Below are 17,604 nucleotides of genomic sequence, written 5' to 3'. Positions count from 1 at the left end.
GGGTGGTGGCGCGTGGTGGCGCCTGATCGCGCGTGCGAGAGGATTGTCGACGCGATCTTCGCCGTTGCGTTGAATGCGCGCGATGTGCGATACGTGATGCGCGATGTGTGACGCGTGATGCCTGTGTGCGCGCGAAGATCGCGCGCACGTTCCCGCGTTTTCGCTTCGTGTATTCAGGTCGCCGTAAGCGGCGCGGCGAAATCGTCGGCGGCGTCGGCATCGGCGTCCGCGGCGAGTTCGGCATCCGCCGTATCGCGCACGAGATGCAGGTCCGGCGCGCCGTGGCCGTCGTGCGGCTTGTGTGACGTGTGCGACGCGTGCAATGCATCCGGCGCGTCCGCCTCGCGCGCCTGTAGCCACGCGCCGAACGCCTCGCCCACTTCGGCATGACGCAACGCGTACTCGACGGTCGCCTGCAAATAGCCGAGCTTGCTGCCGCAATCGAAACGCCGCCCGGTAAATCGATGCGCGAGCACCTGTTCGTCGGCAAGCATCGACTGGATCGCGTCGCTCAGCTCCAGTTCCTCGCCCGGCGCGGGGCGCAAGCGGCGCAGATGCTCGAAGATGCCGGGCATCAGCACGTAGCGGCCCACCACGCCGAGCGTCGACGGCGCCTCGTCGGGCGTGGGCTTTTCGACGATGCCGCACATGCGGTACACGTGGTCGTCCCACGCGCGCCCCTTCACGACGCCATACGCGCCCGCATCCGCGCGCGCGATCTCCTCGACCGCCACGAGCGAGCAGTGATAGTGATCGAAGCGCCGCGCCATCTGCGCGAGCACGGGCGGCTGCGCGTCGATCAGATCGTCGGCGAGCAGCACGGCGAACGGCTCGTCGCCGATGATCTTCTGCGCGCACAGCACCGCGTGGCCGAGCCCGAGCGGTTCCGGCTGACGCACGAAAATGCACTCGACATGCGACGGCTTGATGCTGCGCACGGTCGCGAGCAGCGCCGCCTTGCCGCGCGCTTCCAGTTCGCGCTCGATCTCATAGGACTTGTCGAAATGATCCTCGATCGCGCGCTTGCCGCGACCCGTCACGAAAATCAGCTCGGTGATGCCGGCGGCGACCGCTTCCTCGACGGCGTACTGAATCAGCGGCTTGTCGACCACCGGCAGCATTTCCTTGGGACTCGCCTTCGTGGCCGGGAGAAATCGCGTGCCGAGACCGGCAACCGGAAAGACCGCCTTGCGCAGCTTGATCATGTTCGCCTCGCCGTTCGGTGGATCGCGCCGCCGGGTGCGCCGCGCGTGGTTTTTTGCGTCATGTTCCGCATGGTGTGCGGCATCGATTTGCGGCGTCGATTTGCGACATCGTTTCGCTGCGTCGTCTGACCGGACGTGCAGCGATCATGCCGCGCCCGTCCACGAACGACGCGAGGCCAGCTTAACCAGCGCATATCGAGCCATTCTGCCAATCTCTCGGCGTTTTCCGACTGCGGTGCGCGGCGCGCGCGACACGCGTCCTATCATGGAGCCCAGTCGAACGTGGCGCGCGAGCGCCCCGCACAATGCAACGTACTCCTGCGAATCCATTCTTGCGCGAGGAACCGGCCATGCACATCGATCGGGTGATCTGCCGGCAAACCGCCTTGCGGACGCGCCCCCACCTGAAGCTGGCGACCATGGCCAAACGCATCGGCATCCTGGTTTTCGAGGGCTTTCCGCTCGGCGACGTGAGCCTGCTCGCCGACGTCTTTCGTCTCGCGAACGACTCCGGCACGGGACCGCTCCCCGTCTATTCGCTCGTCGTGCTCTCCGAGGACGGCGGCAGCGTCGCGAGCGGCTGCGGCCTGCGGATCTGGACCGACAGCGTGCATGGCCCGCTGCGCAACGGCTTCGATACGCTGTTCATCGCGGGCGGCCCCGGCGCCGAGGAGGCGCGCGAAAACGAACGCCTGCTCGCGCGCCTGCAGGCGCTCGCGCCCAAGGTGCGCATCATTCGCGCGCTCGGCGAAGGGCGCACCGTGCTCGCGGCCGCCGACGTCTCGTTTCTGCGCAGCGGCCTGATCGCGGCGGCTTCGGCGCAACGGCTGCGGCGCGCGCTCGAAGCGCATCACGCGTGCGCCTCGGTCGTCACGCCGCCCGAAGCGCTGATCGCCGCGCTCAAGGTGCTCAAGCGCAATCACGGCGTGGCGCTCGCGCAGCGGATCTCGGAAGATACGATGCCCGGCGCGTGGGAACGTCTCGGCCCGATGCTCGACGACGGCGAATCGGATAGCCCGAACGGCAAGATCAGCTCGGCCGCGCACTGGCTGCGCGAGAACTACCATCAGCCGATTTCGGTCGCCGACGCCGCGCGCGTCGCGCAAATGAGCATGCGCAACTTCCTGCGTCACTTCAAGACGCAGACGGGCCTCACGCCTTCGGAATATCTGCTGCGCGCGCGCCTCGACGCGAGTTGTCTGCTGCTCGCGCAAACCAATCTCCCCATCGACGAAATCGCGCAGCGCTGCGGCGTGCCGCGCGGCGAACGCCTCGCGCGGATCTTTCGACGCCGTTTGTCGATCTCGCCGTCGGGCTATCGCGCGGTGAACCGGCGCGCGTCGAACGATTGATCGACGACGCCTTCGCGCCTTCAATGCAAAACGCCGCGCGGACATGCAGCCCGCGCGGCGTTCTTCATGGCGACGACGCTTTGACGCGCCCGCGTGTCGTTACAGCATGCCCGAGCCGAAGATCTCGGTGTGGATGCGCGCCGGATCGACGCCGCGCGCGACGAGCGCTTCTTTCTGCTCGCGCATGAACGCAACGGGACCGCAGAGGTAGTAGTCGGCGTCCGGCAGCATCACGGCGGCTTCGATGCGGCCGATGTCCATGCGGCCTTCGAAATCGTAGTCGACGCCCGCGCGGTCTTCCGCGCCCACGGCTTCGTAGAACACCGCGCGCTTGAGGTTCGGATGCTCGGCGGCGCTGCGGCGCAGCCAGTCCTTGAACGCATGCACGCGGGCGTTGCGGCAGGCGTGCACGAACGCGATCTGGCGCTCGCTGCGCTCGGCCAGCAGCGTGGCGAGCATCGACGTCATCGGCGTGATGCCGACGCCGCCGCTCATCAGCACGACCGGCGTGGTCTTCTTGCGGTCGAGCGTGAATTCGCCCATCGGCGCGCTCACGTGGACGATCGTGCCCTCTTCGACATCGGCGTGCATGATGTTCGAGACGTGGCCCGGCTGCGTGTCGGCGCGGCCGTCCTCGCGCTTGACCGAGATGCGCAGCCAGCGGCCGTGCGGCGCGTCGGACAGGCTGTACTGGCGCGGCTGATCGACGCCGAGCTGGTCGACATAGCGCGTCACGCTCACGTACTGGCCCGGCTCGAAGCCGCCTGCGCTCGCGCCGTCGGCGGGCGCCAGATAGAACGAGGTGATTTCGTCGCTTTCGACCTGCTTGCGCATCACCTTGAACGGACGGAAGCCGCTCCACGGCGCGGCTTCGTAAAGCTTCGCCTCGGCGCCGATCATGATGTTCGCGAGCTGCTCGTAGGCCACGGCCCAGGCGTCGAGCGTCGGCTGGTCGACGGCATCGCCGAGCACGTCGACGACCGCGCCCAGCAGATGGCGGCCGACGATCGGATAGTGTTCGGGACGGATGTTCAGGCTCGCGTGCTTGTGCGCGATGTGCGTGACCGCGCCGCCGAGCACGCCCAGATTGTCGATGTTGGCCGCGTAGGCGTAGACCGCGCGCGCGAGCGTTTCAGGCTGGCTGCCGCTCTTTTGATGCGTCTGGTTGAAGATGTTCTTCAGCTCTGGATGCGCGTTGAACATGCGCTGGTAGAAGTGCTTCGTGATCGTGGTGCCGTGCTCGGCGAAAACGGGCGCGGTGGCCTTGACTCGGGCGATCTGGTCAGCGGTGAGCGCAGTCATTTGCGGCTTCTCCTCGTTAAAGATGTATATACGATACATGTTTAACGCCGCACGCCGACTCGGGCATTTTGTCGCACCACAGCATGAGCGGGCGTGGCGCGGTTTCCAGCCGGAGCGCAAGGGTGCCGCGAGCTGGGGCTGCGCGCCGACGCTAATTGCCCGGCGTTACCGGAGCAACGGGAGCAACCATCGCGACGCACTCATACCCCAATTAAGGCTCACTCGTTCGAGAATTCGCCGCCGCTCGTTGCGCCGTCTGTTGCAGCGTTTGCCGCACCGCCCGCTGCGCCACGGTCGTGACGCCAGTACACGTCGTCGCCGCCCGCCGCGCGGTTGAGCACGCGCGAGAGCACGAACAGCAGGTCCGAGAGCCGGTTCACGTAGCGGCGCGGCGCCGCTTCGATCGTCGCCCCCGACTGACCGAGCGCGACGATCGCCCGCTCCGCGCGGCGGCAGACCGTGCGGCACACATGCGCGAGCGCGGCGGCACGCGAGCCGCCCGGCAGGATGAACTCCTTGAGCGGCGGCAGCGCGGCGTTGTACTCGGCGAGCCAGTCGTCGAGGCGGGCCAGATGCGTGTCGCTGACCATCGTGTGGCCGGGCATGCAAAGCTCGCCGCCCAGATCGAACAGGTCGTGCTGGATCGCGACGAGCGCGGCGCGCACGTCATCGGGCAGCGGCTCGCACAGCAGCACGCCGATCTGCGAATTGAGTTCGTCGACGTCGCCGATCGCCGCGATGCGCGCGTCGTCCTTGCCCACGCGGCTGCCGTCGCCGAGTCCCGTCGTGCCGTCGTCGCCGGTGCGCGTGGCGATCTTGCTCAGGCGATTGCCCATCGTGTTTCTCCAGATTTCGTTGATGCGCGGTGCGCAAATCCGTCGTGCCTCGACTGGCATGCGGTAAAGCTCACGCGGCTCATTATAGGTACGGCCGTGACCTCCACGGTGCGCTTCGCCGCGCGCTCCGCCGCGTGCCCGTCGTGCGGTGCAACATGCGTCCGCCCGCGCCCGCCGAGGCGCGAACGCGTCCGCGAACGTTCAGCGTAAAATGAAACGCACCCATGAAACGCACCCGATAGCACGTCCCACACGCATAGAGGCCGATCTGCGCGATCGGCCGCGACCAACGAAGGAGACACCCGCGTGAATCATCCCGCGCCGCCGGCCCTCGCACGCCGCCCGTTCCCCGCCGAACTCCTCGACGCCTTGCGCAGCGCATTCGGCGAACGCGTCTCGACCGCCGAAGCCGTGCGCGCCCATCATGGCCGTGACGAATCCCGTTTCGACCCGCAACTGCCCGACGCCGTGGTCTACGCGCAGAGCACCGAAGAGGTTCAAACCATCGTCAAGCTGTGCGCGCGCCATAACGTGCCGATCATTCCGTACGGCAACGGCTCCTCGCTCGAAGGCCACTTGCTGGCCGTGCAAGGCGGCGTGTCGATCGACCTCTCGCAGATGAACCGCGTGCTCGCGATCAACGCCGAAGACCTGACCGTGACCGTCGAGCCCGGCATCTCGCGCAAGCAGCTCAACGAAGCGCTGCGCGACACGGGCCTGTTCTTCCCGATCGATCCGGGCGCGGATGCGAGCATCGGCGGCATGTCGGCGACGCGCGCCTCGGGCACCAACGCCGTGCGCTACGGCACGATGCGCGAGAACGTGCTCGGTCTGACCGCCGTGCTCGCGGACGGTCGCGTGATCAAGACCGGCACGCGCGCGCGCAAGTCGTCGGCGGGCTACGACCTCACGCGCCTTTTCGTGGGCTCCGAAGGCACGCTCGGCGTGATCACCGAAATCACCGTGCGCCTTTATCCGCAGCCGGAAGCGGTGTCGGCGGCGGTGTGTGCGTTTCCCTCGATGGCCGAAGCCGTGCGCGCCGTGATCGAAACGATCCAGATGGGCGTGCCGATCGCGCGCGTGGAGTTCATCGACGCACTCGCCGTGCGCGCGATCAACAAGCATTCGAACCTCGGTCTGCGCGAAAAGCACACGCTGTTCTTTGAGTTTCACGGCACCGAAGCGGGCGTGGCCGAGCAGGCGCAAACCGTGCAGGAACTGGCAGCGCAAAACGGCGGCGAAGGTTTCGAGTGGGCCACGCGCCCCGAGGACCGCAGCCGCTTGTGGAACGCGCGTCACAGCGCGTACTTCGCGATGCTGCAACTGAAGCCCGGCTGCCGCGCGGTGACCACTGACGTCTGCGTGCCGATCTCGCGCCTCGCCGAATGCGTCGTGGAAACCGAAGCGGACCTGAAGGCCTCGCCCCTGCCCTGCCCGATCGTGGGCCATGTGGGCGACGGCAACTTCCACGTGGCGATCCTGATCGACCCCGACAAGCCCGAGGAGATCGACGAAGCCGAACGCCTGAACCATCGCATCGTGCAGCGCGCGATCCGCATGGACGGCACCTGCACCGGCGAGCATGGCGTGGGTCTGCACAAGATGGACTTTCTCGTGGAGGAGCATGGCGCCGATACCATCGACACCATGCGCGCCATCAAACGCGCGCTCGATCCGCATAATCTGATGAATCCCGGCAAGATCTTCAGCTGGGCGGCGTAAGCTGACGCTGGCGAGGCGCGCCGCGAGACGCGCGCCCGTAACGAAAACAGCGAACACAGCGACCGCAGCGATCGCCGTACGCGGCGAACCACACGAGCAGGAGGAGACATGAACGCACCCGAGGCGAAGATGCCCGAACTCTCGCCCGAAGCCCTCGCGCAGCGGCAGCGCGAAGTGGTTCAGGCGCTGATGGCCGTGCTGCCCGCGCACTGCCTGCTGCACCGGGAAGAAGACACGGTCGCCTACGAGTGCGACGGCCTCGCGGCCTACCGGCGCCTGCCGCTCGCGGTGGCGCTGCCGGAAACCGAATCGCAGGTCCAGCGCATCGTGCAGATCTGCCGGCGGCTCGACGTGCCGATCGTGCCGCGCGGCGCGGGCACGGGTCTCTCCGGGGGCGCCATGCCGATCCGCCACGGCATCGTGCTCTCGCTCGCGCGCTTCAAGCGCATTCTCGAAGTCGATCCCTACGCGCGCACGGCCACCGTGCAGCCGGGCGTGCGCAATCTGGCCGTTTCCGAGGCGGCCGCGCCTTACGGCCTCTATTACGCGCCCGATCCGTCGTCGCAAATCGCCTGCACGATCGGCGGCAACGTCTCCGAAAACTCGGGCGGGGTGCACTGCCTCAAGTACGGTCTCACCGTGCATAACGTGCTGCGCGTGCGCGCGGTGACGATGGACGGCGAGATCGTGGAGTTCGGCTCGCTGGCGCTCGACGCGCCGGGGCTCGATCTGCTCGCAGTCATGATCGGCAGCGAAGGCATGTTCGCCATCGTGACCGAGGTGACCGTCAAGCTGATCCCGCGTCCGCAGACCGCGCAAGTCATCATGGCGAGCTTCGACGACGTGGTGAAAGGCGGCGACGCCGTGGCCGGCATCATCGCGTCCGGCATCATTCCGGCCGGTCTCGAGATGATGGACAAGCCCGCCACGCGCGCCGTGGAGGAATTCGTGAAAGCGGGCTACGACCTCGACGCCGCCGCGATCCTGCTGTGCGAGGCGGACGGCACGCCCGAGGAAGTCGCCGACGAGATCGCGCGCACGACCGTCGTGCTGCGCGAGCACGGCGCGACGCGCATCCAGATCTCGCGCACCGAGGAAGAGCGCCTGCGCTTCTGGTCGGGCCGCAAGAACGCCTTCCCCGCCGCTGGACGCATTTCCCCTGACTACTACTGCATGGACGGCACGGTGCCGCGCCGCGCCATCGGGCCGCTGCTCGCGCGCATTCACGAGATGGAGGCGCAGTACCGGCTGCGCTGCATCAACGTGTTCCACGCGGGCGACGGCAACATGCACCCGCTGATTCTCTTCAACGGCAACGACCTCGACGAATGGCACCGCGCCGAGGCCTTTGGCGCCGATATTCTCGAAACCTGCGTCGAACTGGGCGGCACGGTGACGGGCGAGCACGGCGTGGGCATCGAAAAGATCAATTCGATGTGCGTGCAGTTCTCGCCCCAGGAGCGCGACGCGTTCCATGCCGTGAAGCACGCGTTCGATCCGGCCGGGCTGCTCAATCCCGACAAGGGCATCCCCACGCGCGCGCGCTGCGCCGAATACGGACGCATGCATGTGCGCGGCAATCTGCTGCCGCATCCCGATCTGCCGCGCTTCTGACGCACACCCTGACGCACACCCTGACGCACACGCCGGGGCGGGAGAGCCACGCGCTTCATCCGCCTCATCCACCCCGCGCGGCGGCAGCCACAACGGACGGCGCGAGCGCGCACGCGGCGGCGCACGCCAGTTTTGCCCCCTCGCGATGCGCCGCGCATGCGGCTTGCGGCGTGTCATGCGCACCGGGTCAAACACGCTTGTAAGCGTGCGCCATGCGGGCCTGCCCCGGCTTGTCAGCACGGGGCGCGTCAGTACAATCGAACGCACCACAACGACAAACGCGCCATGGACGACATGGAAGAGGACGACATCGTCGCGGTCTGGTCCGAGCGCATTCGCGCGGCGACCGCCGACGGCCGCCCGCTGCGCATTCGCGGCGGCGGCACCAAAGACTGGTACGGCCAGGCGCTCGAAGGCGAAGTCCTCGACACGCGCGCGCACCGGGGCATCGTCGCGTACGATCCGGCCGAGCTGGTGATCACGGCGCGCGCGGGCACGCCGCTGCTCGAAATCGAGCAGGCGCTCGCCGCGCGCGGACAGATGCTGGCGTTCGAGCCGCCTCACTTCGGCGCTCAGGCCACGCTCGGCGGCTGCATTGCCGCCGGCATCGCCGGGCCGCGCCGGGCGGCGGCGGGCGCGGCGCGCGACTTCGTGCTGGGCGCCGTGGTCATGAACGGTCACGGCGAGGTGCTGCATTTCGGCGGCCAGGTCGTGAAGAACGTGGCGGGCTACGACGTCTCGCGGCTCATGGCGGGATCGCTCGGCACGCTCGGCCTGATGCTCGAACTGTCGGTCAAGGTGCTGCCCGTGCCGCAGGCCGAAACCACGCTGCGCTTCGACATGAACGGCACCGACGCCGTGCGCAAGCTCAACGAATGGGGCGGCCGCCCGCTGCCGATGACGGCCAGCGCCTGGCGCAACGGCACGCTGGTCGTGCGTCTGGCGGGTGCCGAGGCCGGCGTGAAAGCCGCGCGCACCTCGCTGGGCGGCGAGGTGGTGGACGCCGTGGAAGCCGAGCGTTTCTGGGCGTGCCTGCGCGAGCAAACCGACCCGTTTTTCGCCTCGATCGCGCCCAATGCCGCCCTCTGGCGCCTCGCGCTGCCGTCGATCGCCGAACCGCTGCAATTGCCCGGCGCGCAGCTGATGGAATGGGGCGGCGCGCAGCGCTGGTGGATCACCGAAACCGACGCGCAGACCGTGCGCATCACCGCCAAGCAGGCGGGCGGCCACGCCACGATGTTCCGCACCGGCCGCGAGTACGACCGCAGCGCGGGCGTGTTCACGCCGCTGCCCGCGCCGCTCATGAAGATCCATCGCGGCCTGAAAGCCGCGTTCGACCCGGCCCGCATCTTCAATCGCGGCCGCCTGTATTCCGACTTCTGACCTGACCATCACGCGGCGATGCAGACGAACCTCGCGGACTTCATTCGCAACACCCCCGACGGCGACGAAGCCGACGCGATCCTGCGCAAGTGCGTGCATTGCGGCTTCTGCACCGCGACCTGCCCGACCTACCAGCTGCTCGGCGACGAGCTCGACGGCCCGCGCGGCCGCATTTATCTGATGAAGCAGATGGTGGAAGGCGCGCCGGTCTCGAAAAGCACGCTCACCCACCTCGACCGCTGCCTGACCTGCCGCAGTTGCGAGACGACCTGCCCCTCGGGCGTGCAGTACGGCCGGCTCGTGGAAATCGGCCGCAAGCTCGCCGAGGAACGGGCGCCGCGCCCGCTGCGCCAGCGCCTCACGCGGCGCTTCCTCGCGGGCTTTCTGCCGCGACGCATGCTGTTTTCGCCGGCCATGCGCCTCGCCCAGCAGGTGCGCGCGCTGCTGCCGCGACGGCTGCGCGACAAGGTACCGGTACGCCAGCGCCCGCTCGCCTGGCCGACCGCGAAACACACGCGCAAGATGCTGATGCTCGCCGGTTGCGTGCAGCCTTCGATGATGCCCAACATCAACACGGCCACGGCGCGCGTGCTCGACGCACTGGGTATCGAGACAGTGGTGGCGCCGCAGGCGGGCTGCTGCGGCGCGATCCGCCTGCACATGGGTTACGCCGACGACGCCCTGAACGACGTGCGCGCGAACATCGATGCCTGGTGGCCGTATATCGAGCAAGGCGTGGAGGCGATCGTGATGAACGCTTCCGGCTGCGGCGCGACCGTCAAGGAATACGCGCACCTGATGCGCCACGATCCGGCCTACGCGGAGAAAGCGCGGCGCGTGGCCGAACTCACGCGCGACCTGGCCGAGATCCTGCCGCAATTCGAGGAGCAACTGCTCGCAGCCACGCGCCGGCGCGGCATCCATACCGTGGCGTATCACCCGCCCTGCACGCTCCAGCACGGCCAGCAGGTGCGCGGCGGCGTGGAACACGTGCTGGGCGCGCTCGGGCTCGACGTGCGCCTGCCGGTGGACAGTCACCTGTGCTGCGGCTCCGCGGGCACCTATTCGATCACGCAGCCGCGCCTCTCGTACACGCTGCGCAACCAGAAGGTGGAGCGGCTCAAGGCGCTGGAGCCGCAGTTGATCGTTTCGGCGAACATTGGCTGCATCGCGCACCTGCAAAGCGGCACGCCGATTCCGGTCACGCACTGGATTGAGCTGGTCGAACATATGCTGGCCGCGAATTGAAAAAACACGTCCCAGCGTAGCGATCCGCCGATCACGCCAACAGTCGGCCTGATGGCGTAGGAGCCAGCCTGTCAGGCCCGCGCCGCCCAGGCGCGCCGACAGAATTTGACCGTCGCATGACGCGGAAAAGCCCTACGTCTTTTGGCGGAGGTTTCGCGGCCCGGCGCAGTCCGTATAATTGCCTTCGTTCGTTTCATGTGCGCCGTAACGGCCGCGGGCAGCGCTGCGCGGCCGGCCTCCAATCCGATGACCGATCTCGTCCACAATCTCGAAGCCGTCCATGAGCGCATCGCCGCTGCCGCCCGCAGTGCGGGGCGCGCGCCGGAATCCGTTGCGTTGCTCGCGGTGTCGAAAACCTTCCCCGCCGACGACGTGCGCGCCGCGCACGCCGCCGGTCAGCGTGCGTTCGGCGAGAACTACGTGCAGGAAGCGGTGGACAAGATCGAGGCGCTCGCGGACCTGCGCGCGAGCCTCGAATGGCATTTCATCGGGCCGCTGCAATCGAACAAGACGCGGCCCGTGGCCGAGCGTTTCGACTGGGTTCATTCGATCGATCGACTGAAGATCGCCCAGCGCCTGTCGGAACAGCGACCCGCGGGCATGCCGCCGCTCAACGTGTGCCTGCAGGTCAACGTGAGCGGCGAAGCTTCCAAGAGCGGTACCGCGCCGGAGGAAGCCGTACAAATCGCGCACGCAATCGCCGCGTTGCCCAACCTGCGCCTGCGCGGGTTGATGTCCATTCCCGAGCCGGCAGACACGCCCGAGGCACAGCGTGCGCCGCACCGGCAGCTGCGCGAGCTGTTCGACGCGCTGCGCGCCGACGGCCTCGCGCTCGACACGCTCTCCATGGGCATGTCGGCCGATCTCGAAGCAGCCGTGCTCGAAGGCGCCACGATCGTGCGCGTCGGCACCGCGATCTTTGGCGGGCGCGATTACTCCCACTGATTCAAGTACGCACTCCACACCATGAAAATTGCCTTCATCGGCGGCGGCAACATGGCCGCCGCACTCATCGGCGGTCTGATCCGCAAGGGCGTTCCCGCCGCCAACCTGTACGCGATCGATCCGAACGAGGACGCCCGCAAACGCAGCGAGGAACAGTTCGGCGTGCGCACCGGCGCGGGCGCCGACGCGGCGCTGGCCGACTACGACGCCATCCTGCTCGCGGTCAAGCCGCAGATCGCCAAGGTCGTCGCCGAATCGCTCGCGCCGCACCTCGGCGCGCATCAGGTCGTCATCAGCATTCTCGCGGGCATCCGTATCGAAGATCTCTCGCGCTGGCTCAAGGGCCACACGCGCATCGTTCGCACGATGCCCAACACGCCCGCGCTGATCGGCATGGGCGCGACCGGCCTCGTCGCGAGCGGCGGCGTGGACGCAGCGGGCCGCGAACTCGCCTCGAACGTGCTGGGCGCGGTCGGCCAGACCGTCTGGTTCGACGACGAGAGCAAGATCGACGCCGTCACGGCCATCTCGGGCAGCGGCCCGGCCTACGTGTTCTATTTCATCGAAGCGCTCGAGGAAGCCGCCCGCCAGCTCGGCATGGACGAGCAGCAGGGCCGCGCGCTCGCCATCGCCACGTTCGCGGGCGCGGCGCAACTCGCGCTGCAGTCGGACGAAACGCCCGCCGTGCTGCGCGAGCGCGTCACGTCCAAGGGCGGCACCACGGCGGCGGCGCTTGCGTCGTTCGACGCTTCGGCCGTGAAGGACGCCATCGTGCGCGGCGCGCTGGCCGCCGACGCGCGTGCGAAGGAAATGGGCGAGGAATTCGGCAAGCAGTAAGCCGCAAGCCGGAAGCGGCGCGCGTGGCGGCGTTCGACTGTCACGCGCGATTGGCGGCCTTGCGTCGGCATTTTGCTCGACGTTCGCGGCACGGCAGTACGCCACGCAAAATTGCCACGCACAAGCGCAGAACAAGCGCCGCACAAAACCTCAGCACAAAGAAAAAGCGCCTCGACTATCGAGGCGCTTTTTTTACATCCGAATCCTGCGTCGCAGTCGCACTCAGGAACCGGCCACGAGGTAATGCGCGGCGATGCCCACGAACAGCACGCCGCCCAGCCAGTTGTTGTGACGGAACGCGGCGAAGCACGGCATGCGCTCGCGGTTCTTGATGAGCGTGTAGTGATAGATCGCGCAGCCCGCCGCCGCCGCCCAACCGAGCCAGTAGAGCCAGCCGAACTGCAGCGTCATGCCCACCCACACGTAGATGCCGAGCGTGACCGCGTAGCAGAGCATGATCGCGAGCACGTCGAAACGGCCGAACGTGAGCGCCGAGGTGCGGATACCGATCTTGATGTCGTCGTCGCGATCGACCATCGCGTATTCGGTGTCGTAGGCCACCGACCAGAACACGTTGGCGATCAGCATGATCCACGCGAGCGCGGGCACGTGGTCCTGAATCGCGGCGAACGCCATCGGAATACCGAAGCCGAACGCGATGCCCAGATACGCCTGCGGAATCGCGAAAAAGCGCTTCGTGAACGGATAGGACGCGGCCACGAACAGCGCCACGACGGAAAGCTGCTTCGTGAGCCCGTTGAGCGGCAGGATCAGCAGAAACGAGACGATCGCAAGACCGGCGGCAATCGCTACCGCTTCCCAGGCGCGGATGCGGCCCGAGGTGATCGGCCGTTCGGCGGTGCGTTTGACGTGACGGTCGAAGTCGCGGTCGGCGTAGTCGTTGATCGCGCAGCCCGCCGAGCGCATCAGCACCGTGCCCACCGTGAAGATCACGAGCAGCGACAGCGACGGATGGCCGTTCGAGGCGATCCACAGCGCGTTGAGCGTCGGCCACAGCAGCAGCAGGCTGCCGATCGGCTTGTCCATGCGGACGAGCCGCAGATAGAGCGGGAGTCGGGCGAACATGATGGGAGCGCGAAAAACGATGCCGCTATTGTAGGCCACGGCGGCGGCGCTTCGCCGCGAGTTCATCATCGGCGAGTGCGGTGTAAATCGGGCGCGATGCGTCCGAACGCCCTGGCGCACGAACCTCCAAACACGCGGCCCAAATGAAAAAGCCCGCCGGATCCATCAGATCAACCAGCGGGCTTTGTGTCCCTGCATCGGCGCATGGCGCTTCAGCCAGGGATCGTGCGCATCAAACGCAGATCAAGCCAGCAGCGAACGCAGCATCCACGCGGTCTTTTCATGCGTCTGCATGCGCTGCGTGAGCAGGTCGGCGGTCGGCTCGTCGTTGGCGGCTTCCGTTGCCGGGAAGATCGCGCGCGCGGTGCGCACCACGGCTTCCTGACCTTCCACGAGCTGACGGATCATGTCTTCAGCGGCCGGCACACCGTCGGCTTCCGGGATCGACGAGAGCTTCGCGAATTCCTTGTAGCTGCCCGGCGCGTGCACGCCCAGCGCGCGGATGCGCTCGGCGATCGCGTCGACGGCCAGCGCCAGTTCGTTGTACTGCCCTTCGAACATCAGGTGCAGCGTGTTGAACATCGGACCCGTGACGTTCCAGTGGAAGTTGTGCGTCTTCAGATACAGCGTGTAGGTGTCCGCGAGCAGGCGCGAGAGACCGTCCGCGATCTTCTTGCGATCCTTGTCGCTGATGCCGATATTCACGTGCTGCACAGCAGATTTCTTGGCCATGACGACTCCTATTTTGTAGCAGTGAGACTTCCGGTCGCTGACGCCGCGCTCGCCTGGATACGTCGATACGGCAGGCGATTCGCGAACGCTCGATCGGGCGTCAGTGTAGCGTAAAACCCAAGGGCATCCGGCCCCAAGGTCGGACAAGGCTCAAGCAGCGCGTGTTCCCGGCGTCGTCAGCGCGCGGCGAAATGCGCCAGGCCTTGCGCGGCGACCGCCACGAGCGCGCTCGTCACGATCGCAAAACTCACCACGTTGCGCACGAACTGCGTGCCTTGCGCGCGCGTGCGCGCCATCTCCGCGCCGCGGCCAGGGCCGACGGTCTTGAGCGTCATCGTCATCGTTCGGGTCATGATCCTGCTCCTTTGCTTGAGGCTCGCCACCGGAAGCTGATGCGGCGGGACGTCGATGCGCCCCGCCGCGGCTCCCTGATTTGCCTGCTGTTTTATCGCTTCACTTCGCTTCCGCGAGCGCCGCCATCGCAGCGATCACGCCTTCCGCGTAAGCCGGGTCGGCGCGGCGGAAATGTTCGAGCTGCACCTGCACGAGCTCCGACGGCACGCCGGCGATATGCCGCGCGATGTTCGCAAAGAGACGCTCGCGCTGACCGGCGTCGAACAGACGGAACAGCGCGCCCGGCTGGCTGTAGTAATCGCCGTCCTCGCGATGATCGTAGTGATCGACCGCACCGGCCGCGAGCGGCGGCTCGCCTGCGCCCGGACGCTGCGCGAAGTCGCCGAAACGGTTCGGCTCGTAATTCACGTTGCCGCCGAGGTTGCCGTCGGTGCGCATCGCGCCGTCACGGTGATACGCGTGGAACGGGCAGCGCGGCGCGTTCACGGGAATCTGGTGATGGTTCACGCCGAGACGGTAACGCTGCGTGTCGCCGTACGAGAACAGGCGGCCCTGCAACAGACGGTCGGGCGAGAAGCTGATGCCCGGCACCACGTTCGCGGGCGTGAACGCGGCCTGCTCCACGTCGGCGAAATAGTTCTCGGGATTGCGGTTCAGCTCGATCGTGCCCACGTCGATCAGCGGGTAATCCTTGTGCGGCCACACCTTCGTGATGTCGAACGGGTTGTACGGCACCTTCGCGGCATCGGCTTCCGGCATTACCTGAACGCGGAAATGCCACTTCGGGAAATTGCCCTTCTCGATCTCGTTGTACAGATCGCGCTGCGCCGATTCGCGGTCCTGCGCCACCACCTGCGCGGCTTCGGCATCGGTGTAGTTCTCCACGCCCTGCGCCGACTTGAAGTGGAACTTCACGTAGAAGCGCTCGTTGTTCGCGTTGATGAACGAGAACGTGTGCGAACCGAAGCCGTGCTGCTGGCGATAGTTCTTCGGAATGCCGCGGTCGCTCATGAGAATCGTCACCTGATGGAGCGATTCGGGATGGCGCGACCAGAAGTCCCACGCCGCCACGTTGCTGCGCATATTGGTGCGCGGATCGCGTTTTTGCGTGTGGATGAAGTCCGGGAACTTGAGCGGATCGCGGATGAAGAACACCGGCGTGTTGTTGCCGACGATGTCCCAGTTGCCCTCTTCCGTGTAGAACTTGATCGAGAAGCCGCGCACGTCGCGCTCGGCGTCGGCGGCGCCGCGCTCGCCCGCGACCGTCGAAAAGCGCATGAACATCGGCGTTTCCTTGCCGACTTCGCCGAACACCTTGGCCTTCGTGAAGCGCGAGATGTCGTGCGTGACCTTGAGCGTGCCGAACGCGCCCGAGCCCTTGGCGTGCACACGGCGCTCGGGGATCACTTCGCGGTCGAAGTGCGCGAGCTTTTCGAGCAGCCACACGTCCTGGAGCATCACGGGGCCGCGCGGGCCGGCGGTCTGCGAATTCTGGTTATCGACGACGGGTGCGCCTGCGGCCGAGGTGAGAGTGCGTTCGGTCATCCTGGACTCCTGTATTTCGTGGGGGTTTCAGCGTTCTGCCAATTGCGGGGAATGCGATGCGGCGGGCGATCAAGCCCAAATCAGGCCAGATCAGGCCGACAGCGCGCGGTCGACGAGCAGCGAAAACGCGACGGTGCGCAGGCTCGACGCGGTGCGCGTCGGGGCGGTGGTCGTAGCGGTCGTGTTGGCCTGGTTTTGCATCGCTTCCTCCGGTTGATCGTGTTGGGGATCGGTTGAGGAAACTGTATCAAACGCTATTGATAGTGATAATTTGATTTACTTAATCTATCAAATAGGCTGAGTTTATTGGGGTCGCAAGATGCGTCGGAGGGAAGGCAGAAGAACGCAGGCGAATGCCGCGCGGCAGGAAGGAAAACACCGCGCCCAGTGTCAGGGCGCGGTGCAACAACTGAGAGGAAAGGTGTTCAGACCGTCTCGACCGGCGTCTCGATCTTCTTCACGCCGGGCAGTTCGCAGGCGTGAATCGCATCGACAATCGCCTCGATCGCGGGCATGCGCGTGAAGCTCTTGCGCCACGCGAGCACGACGCGGCGATCGGGCACGGGTTCGTCGAACGGCACATACGAGAGCAGGCCCGAATCCACGCCGCCCGCATGCGGCTTGACCTCGGTCACCGACATGCGCGGCAGCACCGTGATGCCGACGCCGCTCGCGACCATATGGCGAATCGTCTCCAGCGACGAGCCCTCGAAGGTTTTCTGGATGCCGTCCGCGTTCTGCGAGAAGCGCATCAGTTCCGGGCACACGCCCAGCACGTGGTCGCGGAAGCAATGGCCGCTGCCGAGCAGCAGCATGGTTTCCTGCTTGAGATCGTCCGGGTCGATCTTCGGGCGCTTTTCCCACGCATGGCCCGACGGCAGCGCGACGACGAACGGCTCGTCGTAGAGCGGACGCAGCGTAAGGCCCGTTTCCGGGAACGGCAGCGCCATGATGGCCACGTCGATCTCGCCCTGCTTGAGCAGCTCGATCAGCTTGAGCGTGTAGTTCTCCTGGAGCATCAGCGGCATCTGCGGGACGCGCTTGATCATCTGCTTGACGAGCGTGGGCAGCAAGTACGGCCCGATCGTGTAGATCACGCCGAGGCGCAGCGGCCCGATCAGCGGGTCCTTGCCCTGCTTGGCGATTTCCTTGATGGCGAGCGTCTGCTCCAGCACGCGCTGCGCCTGCGTGACGATCTGTTCGCCGATCGGCGTGACGCTCACTTCGCTCGTGCCGCGCTCGAAAATCTGCACGTTGAGTTCGTCTTCGAGCTTCTTGATCGCGACCGACAGCGTAGGCTGGCTCACGAAGCACGCTTCCGCGGCCCGTCCGAAGTGGCGCTCACGAGCAACCGCGACGATGTATTTCAATTCAGTGAGCGTCATTTCTAGGGACCAATCAAAAAGGGTGAATCAATAGTTTGTACTTATACACCTATGGCGG

15 protein-coding genes are annotated in these 17,604 nt (G+C 66.6%); 7 read left to right on the top strand and 8 right to left on the bottom strand.

Annotation, left to right across the window (positions count from 1 at the left end):
* Positions 1-173: 173 nt before the first annotated feature.
* Positions 174-1,205: a UTP--glucose-1-phosphate uridylyltransferase GalU gene (gene galU / locus LDO54_RS01190; protein ID WP_436975464.1), complete on the bottom strand. Its 1,032-nt coding sequence runs from the start codon at positions 1,203-1,205 to the stop codon at positions 174-176.
* Positions 1,206-1,555: 350 nt separating this feature from the next.
* On the opposite strand from galU, the gene LDO54_RS01185 reads away from it, so the two are divergent.
* A complete protein-coding gene (locus LDO54_RS01185; RefSeq protein ID WP_224004902.1) occupies positions 1,556-2,557 on the top strand; it encodes a GlxA family transcriptional regulator in 1,002 nt (333 codons plus the stop codon).
* A 99-nt stretch (positions 2,558-2,656) separates the two neighbouring features.
* Here LDO54_RS01185 and hmpA read toward each other — a convergent pair whose 3' ends face one another.
* Positions 2,657-3,859 (bottom strand): NO-inducible flavohemoprotein, encoded by a 1,203-nt coding sequence (gene hmpA, locus LDO54_RS01180; protein ID WP_224004899.1) that lies wholly within the window; start codon positions 3,857-3,859, stop codon positions 2,657-2,659.
* Between the two features lie 218 nt (positions 3,860-4,077).
* On the bottom strand, positions 4,078-4,695 hold the full coding sequence (locus tag LDO54_RS01175; protein ID WP_224004895.1) for a cob(I)yrinic acid a,c-diamide adenosyltransferase: 618 nt from the start codon (positions 4,693-4,695) through the stop codon (positions 4,078-4,080).
* Between the two features lie 306 nt (positions 4,696-5,001).
* Between LDO54_RS01175 and LDO54_RS01170 the strand changes: the two genes are divergently transcribed.
* The 6 genes from LDO54_RS01170 to proC all read left to right on the top strand — a co-directional run bounded on the left by LDO54_RS01170 (position 5,002) and on the right by proC (position 12,444).
* Positions 5,002-6,417: an FAD-binding oxidoreductase gene (locus LDO54_RS01170; protein WP_224004876.1), complete on the top strand. Its 1,416-nt coding sequence runs from the start codon at positions 5,002-5,004 to the stop codon at positions 6,415-6,417.
* A 108-nt stretch (positions 6,418-6,525) separates the two neighbouring features.
* Entirely contained in the window at positions 6,526-8,031 is a 1,506-nt protein-coding gene (locus LDO54_RS01165) for an FAD-linked oxidase C-terminal domain-containing protein (protein WP_065065089.1), read from the top strand.
* A 294-nt stretch (positions 8,032-8,325) separates the two neighbouring features.
* The gene (glcE, locus tag LDO54_RS01160) at positions 8,326-9,414 is read left to right on the top strand and encodes a glycolate oxidase subunit GlcE (protein ID WP_224005191.1); all 1,089 of its coding nucleotides are present in this window, start codon (positions 8,326-8,328) and stop codon (positions 9,412-9,414) included.
* 18 nt (positions 9,415-9,432) lie between these two features.
* Entirely contained in the window at positions 9,433-10,662 is a 1,230-nt protein-coding gene (gene glcF, locus LDO54_RS01155) for a glycolate oxidase subunit GlcF (protein WP_224004873.1), read from the top strand.
* Between the two features lie 246 nt (positions 10,663-10,908).
* On the top strand, positions 10,909-11,607 hold the full coding sequence (locus LDO54_RS01150; protein WP_224005188.1) for a YggS family pyridoxal phosphate-dependent enzyme: 699 nt from the start codon (positions 10,909-10,911) through the stop codon (positions 11,605-11,607).
* Between the two features lie 21 nt (positions 11,608-11,628).
* Positions 11,629-12,444 (top strand): pyrroline-5-carboxylate reductase, encoded by an 816-nt coding sequence (proC, locus tag LDO54_RS01145; RefSeq protein WP_065065091.1) that lies wholly within the window; start codon positions 11,629-11,631, stop codon positions 12,442-12,444.
* Between the two features lie 222 nt (positions 12,445-12,666).
* Here the strand turns inward: proC and ubiA are convergent, their stop codons facing one another.
* From ubiA to LDO54_RS01120, 5 genes are all read right to left on the bottom strand, one after another.
* The gene (gene ubiA / locus LDO54_RS01140; RefSeq protein WP_224004870.1) at positions 12,667-13,530 is read right to left on the bottom strand and encodes a 4-hydroxybenzoate octaprenyltransferase; all 864 of its coding nucleotides are present in this window, start codon (positions 13,528-13,530) and stop codon (positions 12,667-12,669) included.
* A 243-nt stretch (positions 13,531-13,773) separates the two neighbouring features.
* A complete protein-coding gene (locus LDO54_RS01135) occupies positions 13,774-14,262 on the bottom strand; it encodes a Dps family protein (protein ID WP_224004866.1) in 489 nt (162 codons plus the stop codon).
* A 176-nt stretch (positions 14,263-14,438) separates the two neighbouring features.
* Complete coding sequence (locus LDO54_RS01130) at positions 14,439-14,615, bottom strand: hypothetical protein (protein WP_224004863.1); 177 nt, start codon at positions 14,613-14,615, stop codon at positions 14,439-14,441.
* A gap of 100 nt (positions 14,616-14,715) precedes the next feature.
* A complete protein-coding gene (locus LDO54_RS01125) occupies positions 14,716-16,161 on the bottom strand; it encodes a catalase (protein WP_224004860.1) in 1,446 nt (481 codons plus the stop codon).
* Between the two features lie 425 nt (positions 16,162-16,586).
* On the bottom strand, positions 16,587-17,546 hold the full coding sequence (locus tag LDO54_RS01120; protein WP_205996654.1) for a hydrogen peroxide-inducible genes activator: 960 nt from the start codon (positions 17,544-17,546) through the stop codon (positions 16,587-16,589).
* Positions 17,547-17,604 lie beyond the last annotated feature (58 nt).

Source organism: Paraburkholderia tropica (genome assembly GCF_914484835.1).
Classification (GTDB): domain Bacteria; phylum Pseudomonadota; class Gammaproteobacteria; order Burkholderiales; family Burkholderiaceae; genus Paraburkholderia; species Paraburkholderia tropica_A.
The sequence above is the reverse complement of the archived record's forward strand: the minus strand, read 5'-3'. Positions and strand labels throughout refer to the sequence as shown.